General features: G+C 72.4%; 15 protein-coding genes. 8 read left to right on the top strand and 7 right to left on the bottom strand.

Translation table 11 applies throughout. The features are described 5' to 3' along the window. The first annotated feature begins 314 nt into the window (after positions 1–314). The 5 genes from ACFYW3_RS06095 to ACFYW3_RS06075 all read left to right on the top strand — a co-directional run bounded on the left by ACFYW3_RS06095 (position 315) and on the right by ACFYW3_RS06075 (position 7,018). Positions 315–2,324 (top strand): hypothetical protein, encoded by a 2,010-nt coding sequence (locus tag ACFYW3_RS06095; protein ID WP_389385672.1) that lies wholly within the window; start codon positions 315–317, stop codon positions 2,322–2,324. 119 nt (positions 2,325–2,443) lie between these two features. Further along, a complete protein-coding gene (gene pelF / locus ACFYW3_RS06090) occupies positions 2,444–3,958 on the top strand; it encodes a GT4 family glycosyltransferase PelF (RefSeq protein ID WP_351750134.1) in 1,515 nt (504 codons plus the stop codon). Beyond that, on the top strand, positions 3,955–5,481 hold the full coding sequence (locus tag ACFYW3_RS06085) for a hypothetical protein (protein ID WP_389385671.1): 1,527 nt from the start codon (positions 3,955–3,957) through the stop codon (positions 5,479–5,481). Before pelF ends, ACFYW3_RS06085 begins: the two co-directional genes overlap by 4 nt. A gap of 26 nt (positions 5,482–5,507) precedes the next feature. After that, complete coding sequence (locus ACFYW3_RS06080) at positions 5,508–6,173, top strand: spherulation-specific family 4 protein (protein WP_351750132.1); 666 nt, start codon at positions 5,508–5,510, stop codon at positions 6,171–6,173. Continuing rightward, on the top strand, positions 6,170–7,018 hold the full coding sequence (locus ACFYW3_RS06075) for an endo alpha-1,4 polygalactosaminidase (RefSeq protein ID WP_351750131.1): 849 nt from the start codon (positions 6,170–6,172) through the stop codon (positions 7,016–7,018). The genes ACFYW3_RS06080 and ACFYW3_RS06075 overlap by 4 nt, the downstream gene beginning before the upstream one ends. 59 nt (positions 7,019–7,077) lie before the next feature. On the opposite strand, the gene ACFYW3_RS06070 is transcribed toward ACFYW3_RS06075, so the two are convergent. The 5 genes from ACFYW3_RS06070 to ACFYW3_RS06050 all read right to left on the bottom strand — a co-directional run bounded on the left by ACFYW3_RS06070 (position 7,078) and on the right by ACFYW3_RS06050 (position 13,421). Next, positions 7,078–8,256 (bottom strand): sensor histidine kinase, encoded by a 1,179-nt coding sequence (locus tag ACFYW3_RS06070; protein ID WP_389385967.1) that lies wholly within the window; start codon positions 8,254–8,256, stop codon positions 7,078–7,080. A 91-nt stretch (positions 8,257–8,347) separates the two neighbouring features. Further along, positions 8,348–9,064: a hypothetical protein gene (locus tag ACFYW3_RS06065; protein ID WP_351750130.1), complete on the bottom strand. Its 717-nt coding sequence runs from the start codon at positions 9,062–9,064 to the stop codon at positions 8,348–8,350. Next, positions 9,061–10,953 carry a phosphatidylglycerol lysyltransferase domain-containing protein gene (locus ACFYW3_RS06060; RefSeq protein WP_351750129.1) on the bottom strand — a complete coding sequence of 631 codons (1,893 nt, stop codon included), beginning with the start codon at positions 10,951–10,953 and terminating at the stop codon, positions 9,061–9,063. The genes ACFYW3_RS06065 and ACFYW3_RS06060 overlap by 4 nt, the downstream gene beginning before the upstream one ends. Positions 10,954–11,034: 81 nt before the next feature. Further along, positions 11,035–12,090 carry a nicotinate-nucleotide--dimethylbenzimidazole phosphoribosyltransferase gene (cobT, locus tag ACFYW3_RS06055; protein ID WP_389385966.1) on the bottom strand — a complete coding sequence of 352 codons (1,056 nt, stop codon included), beginning with the start codon at positions 12,088–12,090 and terminating at the stop codon, positions 11,035–11,037. Between the two features lie 116 nt (positions 12,091–12,206). Beyond that, positions 12,207–13,421, bottom strand: coding sequence for a bifunctional adenosylcobinamide kinase/adenosylcobinamide-phosphate guanylyltransferase (locus ACFYW3_RS06050; protein WP_351750128.1), 1,215 nt, complete (start codon positions 13,419–13,421; stop codon positions 12,207–12,209). Positions 13,422–13,549: 128 nt separating this feature from the next. Here ACFYW3_RS06050 and ACFYW3_RS06045 point away from each other — a divergent pair, with 128 nt between their 5' ends. Then, positions 13,550–13,762, top strand: coding sequence for a hypothetical protein (locus ACFYW3_RS06045; RefSeq protein ID WP_053676083.1), 213 nt, complete (start codon positions 13,550–13,552; stop codon positions 13,760–13,762). A gap of 28 nt (positions 13,763–13,790) precedes the next feature. Here the strand turns inward: ACFYW3_RS06045 and ACFYW3_RS06040 are convergent, their stop codons facing one another. Continuing rightward, complete coding sequence (locus ACFYW3_RS06040; RefSeq protein WP_389385965.1) at positions 13,791–14,534, bottom strand: class I SAM-dependent methyltransferase; 744 nt, start codon at positions 14,532–14,534, stop codon at positions 13,791–13,793. Positions 14,535–14,614: 80 nt separating this feature from the next. Further along, positions 14,615–15,214 (bottom strand): DUF3043 domain-containing protein, encoded by a 600-nt coding sequence (locus ACFYW3_RS06035; protein WP_351750127.1) that lies wholly within the window; start codon positions 15,212–15,214, stop codon positions 14,615–14,617. Between the two features lie 282 nt (positions 15,215–15,496). Here ACFYW3_RS06035 and ACFYW3_RS06030 point away from each other — a divergent pair, with 282 nt between their 5' ends. Both ACFYW3_RS06030 and ACFYW3_RS06025 read left to right on the top strand, forming a co-directional pair. Further along, positions 15,497–16,291, top strand: a complete 795-nt coding sequence (locus ACFYW3_RS06030; RefSeq protein WP_351750126.1) for a PspA/IM30 family protein — start codon at positions 15,497–15,499, stop codon at positions 16,289–16,291. A gap of 13 nt (positions 16,292–16,304) precedes the next feature. Beyond that, the gene (locus tag ACFYW3_RS06025; RefSeq protein ID WP_267798596.1) at positions 16,305–16,583 is read left to right on the top strand and encodes a hypothetical protein; all 279 of its coding nucleotides are present in this window, start codon (positions 16,305–16,307) and stop codon (positions 16,581–16,583) included. Positions 16,584–16,605 lie beyond the last annotated feature (22 nt).

Raw genomic sequence — 16,605 nt, 5'->3', positions numbered from 1 at the left:
CGCTCCGCAGCGATCGTATTCCGGCTCGACGGCCGCCGGAAACGAGCCTACGCCGACGCACTCGTCCGTACGTCACTCGAAGGTTTGGCAAGTTGTTCGATCAGGACGCCGGCAGGTTCACCCATCTGTGGCCTCTGTTCCAGGTTTGCCCTTGAGACCTGGCGGGGTCCGAGAGAGTGATGCCGCTCTCGCAAGGGGACGCGGGGTCCCTTTGCACGATTTCCACAGAGCCTCCCCGGCGCGGCCGAACGCCATGCGGCCCAAGTCGTCGGGAGGCCTGCGGGGGGAAGGCCGAAATGGTCAACAAGAACCGGATGAACAGGGTTGCCGCGGCGATGGCCGCCGCGACCCTGATGTCCGTGGCAGTACCCGCGGCGTCCGCCGAGGCGGTCGTCGTGACACCGCGCATCGACCTCAGGGTGCTGGTCGTCGACGACGGCGGCAGCTCGGTCGAGGCGATCACCGCCGAACTCCGCGACACCGGGGTTCCGTACACCCGCGTCGACCTGAGCAGCGGCAGCCGCCCGGTGATCAACGCCGCCTACCTCAGCGACACGGTCGACGGCCGTCCGCGCGCCAAGTTCCAGGGCGTGGTCCTGCCCAACGAGAACCCCTTCGGCGCGGGTTCGGCCGAGATGACGGCGCTCGCCGCGTACGAGACGACGTACGGGATCCGCCAGGTCGACGCCTACACCTGGTCGCACCCGGGCGTCGGACTGGAGTACACCGACAACGGCGGCTACAGCGGCACGCTCGACGGCACCCAGGCCGCCGTCACCGCCGCCGGCAAGACGGGCCCCTTCGGCTACCTCGGCGGTCAGGTCACCTTCGAGGACAACTCGCCCCTGGTACCCGAGAGCTACGGGTTCATGGGCAAGCCGCGCACCGGCTACACCAGCTACCTCGACGCGCCCGTAGGCTCCGGCCGTGCCTCGCTCGTCGGCGAGTACGCCCACGACGGGCGCAGCGAACTGGTCGTCACCTTCGGCTACAACCAGTACCAGCAGCAGTTCCGGCTGCTGGCCCGGGGCATCGTCGAATGGCTCACCCAGGGCGTCCACCTCGGCCAGGAGCGCAACTACTTCGCGGTCCACGTCGACGACGTCTTCGCCCCGGACGCCCGCTGGAGCAAGGAGCTGAACTGCACGCCCGGCGACTACGCCTGCGCGGGCGGCGAGGGTCAGGAGAGCACCATCCGGATGACCGCCGCCGACGCCCAGTACGCGGCGCAGTGGCAGACCTCCAAGAACTTCAAGCTCGACATGCTCTTCAACGCGGGCGCGGGCGAGGAGTGGAAGGCCGAACACGGCGGCGTCGACGCCATGACCGCCCAACTGGTGGCGGACCGGGCCAAGTACCGCTGGATGAACCACACCTACACGCACCCGTTCCTCGGCTGTGTGCAGGACACCACCACCTCCCCCTGGACCTGCAAGAAGAACGCCCAGGGCGTGATCCAGTACATGAGCCGCGCCGAGATCTCGGCGCAGATCCGCGACAACAACAACTGGGCGGCCGCCAAGGGCATCACCACCGACCGCACCGAGCTCGTCACCGGCGAGCACTCCGGCCTCAAGACGGCCCCGCAGCAGCCCGTGGACAACCCCAACCTGGCGGGCGCGCTCGCCGACAACGGGGTCAAGTGGGCGGGCAGCGACAACTCCCGCGAGCCGGCGCAGCGCGCGGTCGGCGCCGCCCTGACCGTCCCGCGCCACCCGATGAACGTGTACTACAACACGGGCACCAACGCGGAGATGGCCGACGAGTACAACTGGATCTACACCAGTCGTGCCGACGGCGGCAGCGGCGCCTGCGAGGACAACCCGGCGACCTCCACCTGTCTGCCGGCCCCGCTCGACGTCAACACCGGCTACACGAACTACATCGTCCCGCAGGAGGCCCGGACCGCCCTGCGCCACGTGCTGGCCAACGACCCCCGGCCGCACTACGTCCACCAGTCCAACCTGGCCGAGGACCGCACCCTGTACCCGGTGCTCAACCAGGTCCTCGACACCTACCGCACCCTGTACGCGCCCAGCGCGCCCATCGTGAACCAGACCATGAAGGACACCGGCGTCGAGCTGACCCGTCGCGCGGCCTGGGACAAGGCCATCGCGAACAACCAGGTCACCGCCTACCGCATCGGCAAGGACGTCACCGTCAAGGCGCCCTCCGGAGTGGTCGCCCCGATCACCGCGCCCAACGGGACCAAGAAGCAGCTGGTGCTCGGCACCGCCGACTTCGGCACCGCGTACGCCGGCACCCGCTCGGCCTGGACGGGCCCGGAGCTGCTCCAGTCCGCGGTCACGCTGAAGCTGCTCTGACCTCCCCCCGGCCTCCGTCGGGCCGGCCGTTCCACCGCACGCGTACACGCATCACCCAGCGCCGGCGCTCTGCGAACCACGGGCGCCGGCCCCTTTTCCGTCCTGGGGGGACACACCGCATGAGCCATGGGCGTCATGTCACCATGCTCACCGAAGGCACCTATCCACACGTCCACGGGGGCGTCAGCACCTGGTGCGACCAACTGGTCCGCGGCATGCCGGAGGTCGACTTCAACGTCATAGCCCTGACCGGCTCCGGACGCGAGCCGGTCACCTGGGAACTGCCGCGCAACGTCTACCGGCACACGGCCGTACCGCTCTGGGGCCCTCCGACGGCCCGGCGACTGCGGTCGACACTGCGCGGCAGGGCCCTGCGAGGTTTCACCGAGACGTACGAGACGTTCCTGCTCTCCCTGCTCGACCCGCGGCACGGCGGATTCTCGCGATCCCTGCGCGAACTGGCCCTGCTGGCCCGCGCCGGCAAACTCGCGCCGGCCCTGCGCTCCGAGTCCGTACTGCGCCTGCTGATGACCGTCTGGACCCGCCCCGGCCTGGTCACCGCCGAGGCAGCGCCCACCATCCACGACGCGCTCACCGCCACCGACCTGCTGGAACACGCGCTGCGCCCGCTGTCCGTGCGGATCCCGCCCGACAGCGTCGCCCACGCCGTCAGCAGCGGCCTCGCCACCCTTCCGGCCCTCGCCGCCAAATACCTCGACCAGGTGCCGTTCCTCCTCACCGAGCACGGCATCTACCTGCGCGAGCGCTACCTGGGCTACCGCACCGCGGAACAGCGCTGGCCCGTCAAGGCGTTGATGCTCGGCTTCTACCGCGAGCTCAACACCGAGGGCTACCGGCAGGCCGACCTGATCACCCCCTGCAACCAGTACAACCGTCGCTGGGAGGAGCGCGGAGGCGCCGCCTCCGACCGGATCCGCACCGTCTACAACGGCGTCGACCCGCACGCCTTCCCCGAGGCGGGCCCCGAACCCGAGGTCCCCACCCTCAGCTGGTGCGGCCGCATCGACCCGATCAAGGACCTCGAAACCCTCATCCGAGCCTACGCGTTCATGCGCGAGGAACTGCCCGCCCTGCGGCTGCGCCTCTTCGGGCCGGTCCCGGCGGGCTGCGAGGACTACAAGCTCCGCCTGGAGAAGCTGGCCGCCGAACTCGGCGTCGGCGACGGCATCACCTACGAGGGCCGGATCGACCAGGTCGCGAAGGCCTACGCCGCCGGCAGCGTCGTGATGCTCTCCTCCATCAGCGAGGGCTTCCCCTTCAGCATCATCGAGGCCATGTCCTGCGGTCGCACCACGGTCTCCACCGACGTGGGAGGCGTGCGCGAGGCCGTCGGGGACACCGGTCTCGTCGTTCCGCCCCGCGAGCCGGAGACCATGGCCCGCGCCACTCTCGCCCTGCTCCGCGACGACGAACGGCGCGCCGAACTCGGCCGGATGTCGCGCAGGCGGGTGGTCGAGAAGTTCACCCTCCACCAGTCCGTCGACGGCTTCCGGCACATCTACCGGGAACTCGCCGGCCAGCCCCTGCTGCCCGTCCACCCGGGCGACGACTGGACCCAGCGGCTCGCGGACCCCTGGTACAAGGAGCTCGCCGCCGACGGGAGCCTGTGGTGAGCGGTTCCCTCTGGCTGAAGGTCCCGGGCGGCAACACGCTGCCCGCCGTCCCGCGACCCCGGCGGACGGTCCCCCCGGCCGCCGACCCGATGGACGAACTCGCCGAGCGGCTCGACGTGTTCATCGCCGCCGCCGTCCACCCCGACGAGATAGCGGCCATCCTCGAATCCGACGGGATGACCGACGAGTACATCCGGCTCACCTACGGCCGCCACGACTCCTTCGCGCTCGCCGAGGAGCTGTACACCCGGGTGCCCCGCTCCTTCCCGGAGCCCGAGGGCGCACCCGACCCCTGGAAGGTCTCGCTCACCGCCTGCCTGCTCCGCGGTGTGATCTTCGCCCTGCCCGGCCTGGCCTACCTGCTCGGCGCACCCCTGCTGGAGGGCCCCCGGGACCGGCTGGGGCTGCCCGCCGGGACGCTGACCCTGCTCGCCGGGGCACTGATCGGGTGGGTCTGGGACCAGACCCTGTCCCACCGGGCCTACTCCTGGCTCGGCCTCGGCGATCGGGCCGCCGCCGGGCGGACCCTGCTCGCCGGGGCCCCCGCCGGGGCGCTGCTGGGCACCGCCGCCGCGCTGGCGGTGCCCGGCGGGCCGCCGTTCTCGTACGCGTTCGCCGCCGGACAGGCCCTGTACGTCGGCGCAGCCACCGTCCTGTTGGTCCTCGGCCGGGAGCGGATGCTGATCGCCGCGCTCGCGCCGATGGCCGCGGGCGCGGTGCTGTCCCTCTTCGTGGACCTGCCCGTACCCGTGCGCGTCACCCTGCTCGTGGTGTCGCTGCTGGCCGCCTGCGCCCTCGCCATCCGGGAACTCCCGCTGGCCGAGGGGGTGCGGACCGCCGTGCGCCGTGTCCGGGGCTGGTCCCGGCGAGGCCCGGGGGAGGGCCCGGTGCGCTGGCGGATGCTGCGCGGGGCCGAGGAGGAGTACCGGCCGCGCGGACCCCGGCTCGGGGACTCCGTGCCCTACGGGGTGTTCGGCCTCGGCACCGGCCTGCTCGTGCTGTACGCCGCCCTCGGCGAGGTGCTGGCCGGAGGTCCCGCCGAGGCCGTCGCCGCGCCCTCCGCGGTGGCCCTCACCCTCAGCATGGGTCCTGCCGAATGGCTGCTCCACCGGTTCCGCAGCGGCAGCCTCGCCGGGCTGCGGGCCGCCCGCTCGCCCCGGGCGTTCCGCCGCCGGATGCTCGGCACGCTGACCCGGTGCCTCGCCGTCTACCTGGTGGTGCTGCTCGCCCTGGGCGTCGTCGGGACCCTGCTGTGGCCCGGAGCCCCCGCGCCGACCGGCCTGCGCGTCGCGACGCTGCTGCTGCTCGGCGCCGTGATGTGGACCGGGCTGCTGCTCCAGTCGTTCGGCGCGGTCCGCCCCGCCGCGGTGGTCTGCGCCTCGGCCGCCGTCGCCCAGAGCCTGGCCCTGCTCCTCGGGACCGGGCAGCCGCGGCTGGTCCAACTCGTCGTGGCGGGCACGGCGGCCGCCGCCCTGGCCGCCATGGTCTGCCTGTTCCTGGGTCGGGCCACGGCCCACCGCTGACGCACGTGCCCCCGTACCCGACGGACATGAAGAAGGACCACATGCTGCTGGTGCCCCTCTACGAGCACCCCGCCGACCGGCCCGAGGCCTGGGAGCTGCTGATCCGCTCCGCGGGCCGTCTGCACTCGGTGGTGCTCAACCCCGACAGCGGTCCGGGCGACGCCCCCGACGAACGGTTCGCCGCCGTCGCCGCACGGCTGCGCGAAGCCGGGGTGCCCGTCCTGGGCTACGCCGACACCGACTACGGGCGGCGCCCGCACGCGGCCGTCGTCCAGGACCTGTTGCGCCACCGCGACTGGTACGACACCGACGGGGCCTTCCTCGACCAGGCCTCCGCCGACCCCGAACTGCTGGCCCACTACGGTCGGCTCGGGGTCGCCGCCCGGGCCGCGGGCGCCCGCACGGTCGTCCTGAACCACGGTGTCCACCCGCATCCCGGGTACGCCGAACTCGCGGACCTGCTGGTCACCTTCGAGGGGCCCTGGGACGCCTACCGGGACGCGGCGGCCGTGCCCGCCTGGACCGCCGACCACCCCGCGGGACGGTTCTGCCACCTGGTGTACGCCGTCCCGCCGGGCGCGCCCACCGCCGAACTCGCCCGGGAGCGGGGGGCCGCCGTGCACTGCGCGGTCCCCGGGACCGGCGCGCACCCCTGGGGCACCCTCCCGTACGCCCTGGAGGCCACCGCGTGAACCGCCGTCCGCCGCGGTGGTCCCTGTCGGTCCTCGTCCCGCTGCTGCTGCTCGCCGCGTGCACCACCGTGCCGGAGCCGGACGACGTCTCGCCCGACCCGGCGCCGGGGCAGCGCTGGCAGCCGGCGCCGGGGGTCAGTTGGCAGTGGCAGCTCTCGGGCAGGCTCGACACCTCGGTGAAGGCGGCCGTGTACGACGTCGACGGGTTCACCACGACCAAGGAGCAGGTCGCCGACCTGAAGAAGGCCGGACGCAAGACGATCTGCTACCTCTCCACCGGGGCCTGGGAGGACTTCCGGCCGGACGCCGACGACTTCCCGAAGTCGATGCTCGGCAAGGGCAACGGCTGGAAGGGCGAACGCTGGTTGGACATCCGGCGCCTCAAGGAGCTGGAACCGCTGATGGCCAAACGCGTCGACATGTGCCGGGAGAAGGGCTTCGACGCGGTGGAGCCCGACAACATGGACGGCTACGCCAACACCTCGGGCTTCCCGCTGACCGGCGACGACCAGTTGAGGTACAACCGGCTGATCGCCCGGCTCGCCCACGACCGGGGCCTGTCGGTCGGCCTGAAGAACGACCTGGACCAGATCCCCCAACTCGTCGGGAACTTCGACTTCGCGGTCAACGAGCAGTGCGTGGAACACGACGAGTGCGACCGGTACGCGCCGTTCACCGACGCGGACAAGGCCGTCTTCCACGTCGAGTACGAGGGTCGGGTGGGCGAGTGGTGCGCCCGCTCGCAGGAGGCGAGGCTCAGCTCGCTCCAGAAGAAGTACGACCTGGGTGCCTGGCGCAGGGTCTGCCCCGCTCCGGCACCCCCCGAGGGAACCGGAGGGAACTGAGGGCCGTCCCGCGATCCCCGGCCGGCGCACGATGCCGGCCGGGGATCGCGGGACAGCCCTCAGGAGACCGGCAGGACGGCGTGGACCCGGTACCCGCCGCCGTACCGGGGGCCCGCGAAGCAGGAGCCGCCCAGCGCGCCCGCCCGCTCGCGCATCCCCAGCAGCCCGTGGCCGCCACCCGGATCGGCCGGTGCCGGGGCCGGGTCGGCGGAGGTGCCGCCGTCGTCGAGGACGGTCACCTCCACCGAGGCCCCCACCCGGACCACGCTGACCTCGGCACTGGCTCCCGGGCCCGCGTGCTTGCGCACGTTGGTCAGCGCCTCCTGGATCACCCGGTACACGGCCAGGTCCACGGCGGCCGGCAGCGCGGAATCGTCCCGCCCCAACTGCACGATGACCTCGACCGGCAGTCCGGCGTGCCGGAAGGTGTCCGTCAGCTCGTCCAGTACGGCCAGCCCCGGCGCGGGCTCGGTCGGCGCCTCCGGGTCGCCGGACTGGCGCAGCAGCCCGACCGTGGCACGGAGCTCGTTCAACGCCGAACGGCTGGCGTCCCGTACGTGGGCCAACGCCTCCTTGGCCTGGTCGGGGCGCTTGTCCATCACGTGCGCGGCCACCCCCGCCTGCACGTTGACCAGGGCGATGTGGTGGGCGACCACGTCGTGCAGGTCCCGGGCGATCCGCAGCCGCTCCTCGGCCACCCGGCGCCTGGCCTCCTCGTCGCGGGTCCGTTCGGCGCGCTCGGCCCGTTCCCGGATGGCGTCGATGAAGGCGCGTCGACTGCGCACGGCGTCCCCGGCGGCGGCGGCCATGCCGGTCCAGGCGAAGATCCCGAGGTTCTCCTGCGCGTACCAGGGCAGTGGTCCCACCAGCATGGCGACGCCGGTCAGCCCCGTCATGGTGAGCAGCCCGATCCGCCAGGTGGTGGGCCGGTCGGTGCGGGCGGCCAGCGTGTACAGGGCGATCACCGCGCACATCACGACGGGTGCCCGGGGCTCCCCGGTGGTCAGTTCCAGCAGGGACAGCGCGCAGGTCACGGCGAGCACGGCGCGGGTGTGCCGGCGCCGGAACACGAGGGCCGTGGCGCCCAGCAGCATCAGCAGGAGCGAGAAGGGTTCGGGGGTGCGGGTGCCGAAGGTGGGCCCGTGCGGCCCGCGGGGATCGGCGAACGATCCGACGACCATGGAGACGAGCGCCCCGAGCGCCAGCACGGCGTCGGTGGCGAGCGGATGGGCCCGCATCCACTGCCGGGTGGGGGCGAAGGGCCCGAGGTGTGTCGTCACCCCGTTACGGTACGGCCTGCCCGCGAGGCGCCGGACGGAGGCGGAGGCGTCACGCCCCCGGCGGTGCGCTCGGCGCGGGCGGCGGGCGTTGTCCCAGCGGGGCGCGGGAGCGCCGGGGCCCCCATTTCGCGCGCACCACGCACACCACCATGACGGCGGCGATGGCGGCCAGGTGCTCCTTGCCCGCCAGGTTGTCCTTGATCAGCACCTCGCCGATCATCACCAGGATCACCAGGGCGCCGGTGAGGTGGGCGCGGTAGCGCCAGCAGACGTAGATGGCGAGTCCCACGACCGCCGCCGACGGCCCCGTGTCGTTGACGACGCGGTCGGACACCGGCAGACCGAAGGGGTGGTCGGGTCCCAGGGAGAGACCGATCCGGGCGTACGTGGTGCCGGCGAGGGTGGCCACGTAGCCGACCAGCAGCGTGCGCCACCAGCCGATGCAGATCTCCGAGATCCCGAAGACCAGCAGGATCTGCGCGAGCGCCCCCCACACCGGCAGGTCGAGCGCCGGGACGAACAGGGACAGGGGCGTGCGCAACAGCGCCAGCCAGAGCGGGTCGACGGCCTTGACCGAACCGAGGTCCTGCACCGGCTGGAAGCCCCAAGAGGTGTTCTGGACGATCTGGAAGACCGAGGTCAGACAGACCGCGCCGAGGGTCATCGGGATCGCCCGCCACTTCTCGCGGGCGAGCGAGTCCCGGATCGTCCAGAACAGGGGCCCCCACTCGCGGCGGGCGAACCGCCGCAGTGAGGAGTTCGTCAACGCTTGGTCTCCAGGTGTCTGCGGTGCATCCACTTCGGCAGGCCGGGAGCTTCGAGGAAGCCCTCCGCCCGGCCCGCCGCGACGCCGATCCGCAGCAGGTCCGAACTCTTCTCGAAGAGCATGAACCGCGGTTCCCAGATCGGCCGGTATTTGGCGTTGGCCCGGTAGAGGGACTCGATCTGCCACCAGCGCGAGAAGAAGCTCAGCAGCGAGCGCCACATGCGCAGCACCGGACCGGCGCCGAGCTTCGATCCCCGCTCGAAGACGGAACGGAACATCGCGAAGTTCAGTGAGACCTGTGTGACGCCGATCTCCTTTGACCGCTCCAGGAGTTCGATGACCATGAACTCCATCAGACCGTTCTCGGAGTCCCGGTCGCGGCGCATCAGGTCGAGCGACAGACCCTTGGGTCCCCACGGCACGAAGGACAGCACGGCACGCAGTTCACCGTTGCCGTCGAAGCACTCCAGCATCACGCACTGGCCGTCGTCGGGATCGCCCAACCGGCCCAGCGCCATCGAGAAGCCGCGCTCGGTCGCGCCGTCGCGCCAGTCGTCGGCGCGGACGAGGAGTACGTCCATCTCCTCGGTCGGGATGTCGGAGTGCCGGCGGATGCGCACCGTGTACCCGGCGCGCTTGACCCGGTTGTAGGCCTGTCGGACGGTCCGCATGGCGCGGCCCTCCAGGGTGAACTCGGCGGTCTCGACGATGGCCTCGTCGCCCAGTTCCAGCGCGTCCAGGCCGTGCCGGGCGTAGATCTGCCCGGCCTCCTCGCTCGCGCCCATGACGGCCGGCACCCAGCCGTGCTCGCGGGCCTCGGCCAGCCAGGGCTCGATGGCGCCGGGCCAGGCCTCGGGGTCGCCGATCGGGTCGCCGGAGGCCAGGGACACGCCGCCGACGACGCGGTAGGTGACGGCGGCCTTGCCGGTGGGGGACCAGATGACGGACTTCTCGCGGCGCAGCGCGAAGTAGCCGAGCGAGTCGCGGTCGCCCTGCTTGGCGAGCAGGGCCCGCAGCCGGTCCTCGTCCTCGGGGGTGAGCGGGTCCACGGCGCGGCGCGAGCGGAACGCGGCGAACAGCACGGCGAGGAGCAGCAGCATCGACATGACGTTGACGAAGACGTCCACCCACGCCGGCGTGGCGATCCCGTCGTAGGCCCGGTCGTTCGGCTCCAGGGTGATCAGCCGCATCGCGCCGTACTTCCAGCGGGCGAGGAAGGTGGCGTCGGCCCGGTCCGGGTCGGTGTTGGTGGCGCCGACGAGCAGGGCGGCGACCAGCGAGGTCAGCAGCAGGCCGACGGCGGCCACGGCGGTGGCCAGCTTGGGGTTGGACCGGTCGCCCTTGGCGTAGAACTCGTGACGGCCCAGCAGCAGGGCGCCGACGAAGGCCGCGGTCAAGGCGAGCGAGACCCAGTTCTGCGCGTGGTCGCGGAACTCCGGGTAGCAGAAGTCGTAGTCCCCGCCGACGCACGGGGCGAAGGCGGCCGTGGCGAAGGCGAACAGCAGCATGCCGCTGATCACCAGGTTCAGGATCCAGGCGGCCCGTTTGCGGCGGCCCATGGTGACGGCGAGGATCAGCGAGAACAGCCCCGAGGCGAAGCCCGCCGTGAGCAGGTAGGGCGTGTAGAAGTCGGCGGTGTTGTGCCGGCGCAGGTCCTGCCCCAGCGAAAGCCACACCGCGCTGAGGAAGTTCACGAAGGTGACGACGCGCAGGTACCAGATCGCGAAGGCGGCGCCGCGCCGTGACGGTTTGCTGCCCCTGCGGGCCTCCGCCTTGGCCGCGGAATCCCCCTTGCCTGTTTCCCCCCTGCCGGCGGGATCGCCGCCGGACTCTTTCTTTCCGTTTACTGCCGTTGTGGTATCTGCGCTGGTCAAGCGGACCTCTCCCATGAAAAGCGATGATATGGGGCGTCACCGTCCACGGGCGGATCGAGCGCCCCGGACTGGTCAGGCCCGTGGCGCCCGGTGAATTCAGTCCGTCGGCTCCTCCGCCGCTCGTTCCGGCAGCTCCGCAGCGAGTGCGGCGGCCGCCTGGACGAGGGGGAGGGCCAGCAAGGCCCCTGTTCCCTCGCCCACAGTGACGCCGTGGTCGAGGACGGGGTTGAGTGCCATCCTGTCCAAGGCCTTCGCCTGGCCGGGTTCGCCGCTCGCCTGGCCGGCCAACCACCAGTCCGGGGCCCGGAACGCGGCCCTCTGGGCCACCAACCCGCAGGCGGCCGAGACCAGCCCGTCGAGGATGACCGGTGTACGGCGCACCGCGCACTGGAGCAGGAAGCCGGTGATCGCGGCGACGTCCGTGCCGCCGACCTTCGCCAGCAGGGCCACCTGGTCGCCCAGGACGGGACGGGCCCGGCGCAGGGCGTCGCGGATGGCCGCGCACTTGCGCATCCAGGCCAGGTCGTCGATCGGGGCGCCCCCGCGACCGGTGACGACCGAGGCGTCCGTCCCGCACAGTGCGGCGACCAGCGTCGCGGCCACCGTGGTGCCGCCGACACTGAGGTCCCCGAGCACGACGAGATCGGTTCCCGAGTCGGCCTCCTCGTCGGCGACGCGCATCCCGAGCCGCAGCGCGGCCTCGGCCTCCTCGACCGTCAACGCGTCCTCGACGTCGATCCGGCCGCTGCCGCGCCGCACCCGGTGCCGCACGACCTCCTCGGGGAGCAGCCCCGGATCGCAGTCCAGGCCGGTGTCCACGATCCGTACGCCGGCGCCGAACCGCGCGGCCAGGACGGCCACCGGACTCGTCCCGTCGAGCACGCCCCGCACCAGCTCGTGCGTGGTCCCGGCGGCCCGCGCGGAGACCCCCTCGGCGGCGATCCCGTGGTCGGCCGCGAACAGCACGACGCGGGGCCGCTCGATCTGTCGGACCGGGACCCGCCCCTGAGCGGCGGCGAGCCACTCGCCGAGCTCGTCGAGCCGGCCCAGGGCGCCGGGCGGCACCGCCAGCCGCTCACGGCGATCCTCGGCGTCACGCCGGACGCCCCCGTCGGGGCGTTCGATCAGATCGGAGAAGTCGTCGAGATTCAGCATGGTCATCTGCCAGAGGGTACAGCCGGTGAGGCCCTCCCCAAGCCCCTCCCGCGGCCTCGCCGTCGGTGCGCCGGCGGCGATTTCGGGCGCCCCGGCGACCGGTGTCGGCGACGTCAGTCCTTCAGGACCACCGCCTGTCCGGCCACGATCAGCAGGACGTGCTCGCACTGCGCCGCCACCGCGTTGTTGAGCCGCCCCAACTCGTCACGGAAACGTCGACCGGAGGACGTCGCGGGGACCACTCCCGAGCCGACCTCGTTGCTGACGAGCACCACCGGACGACGGGTCGCGCGGACCGCCGCCACCAACTCCGCGGTCGACTCGCGCAGTTTCCGCTGTCCGCCGCCCGCCCACGCCTCGTCGTCCCAGGCCCCGGCCCGGTCCATCGCGTCGGTCAGCCACAGCGCCAGGCAGTCGATCAGCAGCGGCGGGCCGCCGTCGTTCTCCAACAGCGGGACCAGCGCGCAGGTTTCCACCGTCCGCCAGGTCGACGGCCGGCGCTCCCGGTGCAGACCCACCCGCTGTGCCCACTCCGCGTCCCCGTCGCGGGAGCCGCCCGTGGCCACGTAGACCACCTCGGGGAAGCCCGCCAGCCGGCGTTCCGCCTCGTACGACTTGCCGGACCGGGCGCCGCCCAGGACCAGGGTGCGCCGCGGCAGTTCCGGCGCCGCGTGGTACTCGCCGACCGCCACCGTCGTGCCGTCCGGCACCACCCGCGCCCCGGCCGCCGCGCACCGTCGCTCCGCCTCCCGCCCGGGCGGGGTGTCGTGGTCCAGGTGCACGGCGATCAGGTCCGTCGCCGGCCCCAGCGCGCCGCTCGCCCGCAGCCGCGCCACCGCCTCCGGCCGGCCGAGCACGTCCGCGAGGACCACGTCGTAGGGACGCTGCCCGGCCGGGCCCCCGGACCCCAGGCCGGCCGGCGCCCCGCCCGGCGGCAGGTACAGCAGCCGGCCGCCGTCCGGCCCGGTCACCTCGTACCCGGTGCCCGGCGTGTCCATCGGCACCGCCCGCACCCGGTGACCACTGATCACCGACAGTTCCTGCCCGTCCGGCACCCGCCCCGCCGCCGGCAGACCCGGCGGCAGCTCGACGGGGGGCCCGTCGTGCGGATGGGTGAGCAGCACCTGCCGCACACCGGCCAGCGAATGCCCCGCCCGGGCCCCGGCCAACACCGCCCCGGGGGTCAGGTCGAGCAGCAGCGCGCCGTCCACGAGCACGGCCGTCGCCGCCCTGGAGAGGGGGCCGACGGAGACCGCGCAGGCGGCGCAGGGACAGCCGGGTCGGGGCAGTCCTTCGGGGGTACCGGTACCGAGCAGAGTGAGTTCCACCCGATGATCCTCCCGCGTCCGCGGGAGTGGTGCTCGCCCGGCTACTCTGCGGGCAGACTCAAGGCGAACAACGCGGGTGCGCGACGGACGATCGACGCGCGGACAGCGGACGAGCAACGGAGGCGGACATGGCGTGGACGTGGCGGTTCGAGACGGCCGAGGGCAGCGAGACGACCCCGTCGGTGGTGCCGGAGGAGTTCACCACGCAGGGGGACGCGGAGTCCTGGATCGGTGAGTACTGGAAGGACCTGCTGGAGGGCGGCACCGAGAAGGTGAAGCTCTCCGACGACACGGGCACCGAGCTGTACACGATGAGCCTGCGCGAGGCCCTGGACGCCTGACCGGCTCCCGCCGCCGCGGTGTGCGGGCTCAGCCCCGCACACCGCACAGGTGCAACAGCGCCGCCACCGCGCGGTACGGGTCGGTGCGCCCGGCCCGGTCCTCGGCCGCGAGCAACCGTTCCATCTCGGCCTCGTTCGGCAGGTGGTTCCCGGCCTCGGTGCCGTCGGTGAAGACCCGCACCCCGTACCAGGCCTGGAGCGGAGCCCCGATCCCCGAGAGCGTGGCCGTCAGACCCGCCAGCCGGTCGGCGCGTACGTCCAGACCCAACCGGTTCGTGTAGTCGACGGTGTCGAACGCCCGCAGAGCGGCGTTCCAGTCGCCGCCGATCCCCGGTCGCATGGCGAGCGCGTCGCCGTTGCGCACCAGCAGGGACAGCAGCCCGCCCGGGGCGAGCATCCGGGCCAGCCCCGCCAGCATGGCGTCCGGCTCCGGTACGTACATCAGGACGCCGTGGCACAGCACCACGTCGAAGCTGCCCGGCACGAAGTGCGCGCCGGTCTCCCGGCCGTCGCCCTCCATCAGCCGGACCCGGTCGCGGATGCCCGCCGGCTCGCCCGCCAGCGCCTCACGGGCGACCGCCAGCATGTCGGGGTCCTGCTCCAGGCCGGTCACCTTGTGTCCGGCGCGCGCCAAGCGCAGGGCCTGGGTGCCCTGGCCCATGCCCACGTCAAGGACGCGCAGTCGCTGCCCGACCGGGAAGCGGTGCGCGATCTGTTCGTCGACCTGGCGGCCCACGAGTTCCTGCCGGACCGCGTTGCGCAGTCCGCCCAGGCCCTCCAGCCACAGTCGGGATCCCCCGGAGAAGTCGGCCACGTCGCCCCCCGACGCCCCGGATGCGGGCGTCGCTGCGCTCAGGGCCGTTCCCCACGCTTGACCTGCGGCTTCGGCAGGCGCAGCCGGCGCATCTGAAGGGTGCGCATCAGGCCGTACGCGACGGCGCCGCGCTTGGGCTCGTCCGGGAAGCGCTCGTTGACGGCCTTGCGCAGGCGGATGAACATGCCGACGGAGTCGAGGAGGATCAGCGCGATCACACCCATCCACAGCACCAGCGCGATGCTCTGGAGCCGCTCGACCCGCACCATGCTCAGCACGAGGATGATCACCGCCAGCGGCAGGAACATCTCGGCGACCGAGAAGCGCGAGTCCACGAAGTCGCGGACGAAGCGGCGGACGGGGCCCTTGTCGCGGGCGGGCAGGTAGCGCTCGTCGCCGTTGGCGAGGGCCTCGCGCTGCTTCGCCATCTCCACGCGACGGCGCTCACGGGCCCGCTTGGCGTCCTCCTTCCGATTGCCGGTCGAGGCCACCACTGCCTTGCGCTGCGACTGGGCCACAGCACGCTTCGGCGTCGGGCGGCCCTTCGGGGCCTGGGGGTCACGGGGCTGCGAAAGGTCGGCGCTCACCTTGTCGGTGGCGGGGGCCTTTTCTTCCTTGGAGGAACGGCTACCAAACACGAAACCAAGCCTACGTGGTCAAGGGCACGCTCCCCACCTCGGCGGGGAACGATCCGGCAACGGCGGGCGTCTTCACTTGTGCAGGGTTCTTGTGGCGGGCGGGCCCCTCCGGGGATCTCCTGGGACCACCTACTCCTTACGCCTGACACGGCGGCGGCGTAGTCGTCCTGGAGGAGGAGCGCATTCGTTCTCGAACAGTGCGGTAATGGAGACAGGGCCCGTACTGTGGGTCCTGCTGGTGACCTTGAGCGAGGTCCGTCTAGAAGGGGGCGCGCGAAGCCCATGAGCGGTGTCATGAAGCGTATGGGGATGATCTTCCGCGCGAAGGCGAACAAGGCCCTTGACCGGGCCGAGGACCCGCGCGAAACCCTCGACTACTCGTACCAGAAGCAGCTCGAACTGCTGCAGAAGGTGCGCCGCGGTGTCGCCGACGTCGCGACCTCCCGCAAGCGCCTGGAACTGCAGCTGAACCAGCTCCAGGGCCAGTCCGCCAAGCTGGAGGACCAGGGCCGCAAGGCGCTGGCCCTCGGCCGCGAGGACCTGGCCCGCGAGGCCCTGTCCCGGCGCGCGTCGCTGCAGCAGCAGGTCGGCGACCTGGAGGTGCAGCACCAGACCCTCCAGGGCGAGGAGGAGAAGCTGACCCTCGCCGCCCAGCGCCTCCAGGCCAAGGTGGACGCCTTCCGCACCAAGAAGGAGACCATCAAGGCCACCTACACCGCCGCCCAGGCGCAGACCCGGATCGCGGAGTCCTTCTCCGGCATCTCGGAGGAGATGAGCGACGTCGGCCTCGCCATCCAGCGGGCCGAGGACAAGACGGCCCAGCTCCAGGCCCGCGCTGGCGCGATCGACGAGCTGCTGGCCTCCGGCGCCCTGGACGACCGCAGCGGCCTCGGCTCCAAGGACGACATCCAGGCCGAGTTGGACCGCCTCTCCGGCGGGTCCGACGTGGAGCTGGAGCTCCAGCGGATGAAGGCCGAACTGGCGGGCGGCCCGGCCGACCGACAGCAGGCCATCGAGGGCGGCGCCCCGGGCACCGCCCAGCCCACCCAGACCCCGCACCGGTTCGACAAGCAGTAGGACGGGGCCCGTCATGATTGTCCGCATCATGGGGGAGGGCCAGTGGGAACTGGCCGACAGCCACTTCGTCGAGCTGAACAAGCTCGACGACGAACTGCTCGCCGAGATGGAGTCCGGTGACGGCGAGGGGTTCCGGCGCACGCTGGCCGCGCTCCTCGACGCGGTCCGCAGACTCGGCGAGCCCCTGCCGGACGATGCGCTGGAGCCGTCCGAGCTGATCCTCCCGGCGCCCGGCGCGAGCCTGGACGAGGTCAGGGAGATGCTCAGCGACGACGGCCTGATCCCGGGCTGATCCTCCGGGGCACCGGCGCTCC

It is taken from the genome of Streptomyces sp. NPDC002602 (genome assembly GCF_042889445.1).
Lineage (GTDB): Bacteria > Actinomycetota > Actinomycetes > Streptomycetales > Streptomycetaceae > Streptomyces.
The sequence above is the reverse complement of the archived record's forward strand: the minus strand, read 5'-3'. Positions and strand labels throughout refer to the sequence as shown.

Coding starts and splice junctions, on each gene's coding strand:
- ACFYW3_RS06095 (WP_389385672.1), top strand. CDS start 315: ATGAACAGGGTTGCCGCGGCGATGGCCGCCGCGACCCTGATGTCCGTG.
- pelF (WP_351750134.1), top strand. CDS start 2,444: ATGAGCCATGGGCGTCATGTCACCATGCTCACCGAAGGCACCTATCCA.
- ACFYW3_RS06080 (WP_351750132.1), top strand. CDS start 5,508: ATGAAGAAGGACCACATGCTGCTGGTGCCCCTCTACGAGCACCCCGCC.
- ACFYW3_RS06070 (WP_389385967.1), bottom strand. CDS start 8,256: ATGCGGGCCCATCCGCTCGCCACCGACGCCGTGCTGGCGCTCGGGGCG.
- ACFYW3_RS06060 (WP_351750129.1), bottom strand. CDS start 10,953: ATGGGAGAGGTCCGCTTGACCAGCGCAGATACCACAACGGCAGTAAAC.
- ACFYW3_RS06045 (WP_053676083.1), top strand. CDS start 13,550: ATGGCGTGGACGTGGCGGTTCGAGACGGCCGAGGGCAGCGAGACGACC.
- ACFYW3_RS06030 (WP_351750126.1), top strand. CDS start 15,497: ATGAGCGGTGTCATGAAGCGTATGGGGATGATCTTCCGCGCGAAGGCG.
- ACFYW3_RS06025 (WP_267798596.1), top strand. CDS start 16,305: ATGATTGTCCGCATCATGGGGGAGGGCCAGTGGGAACTGGCCGACAGC.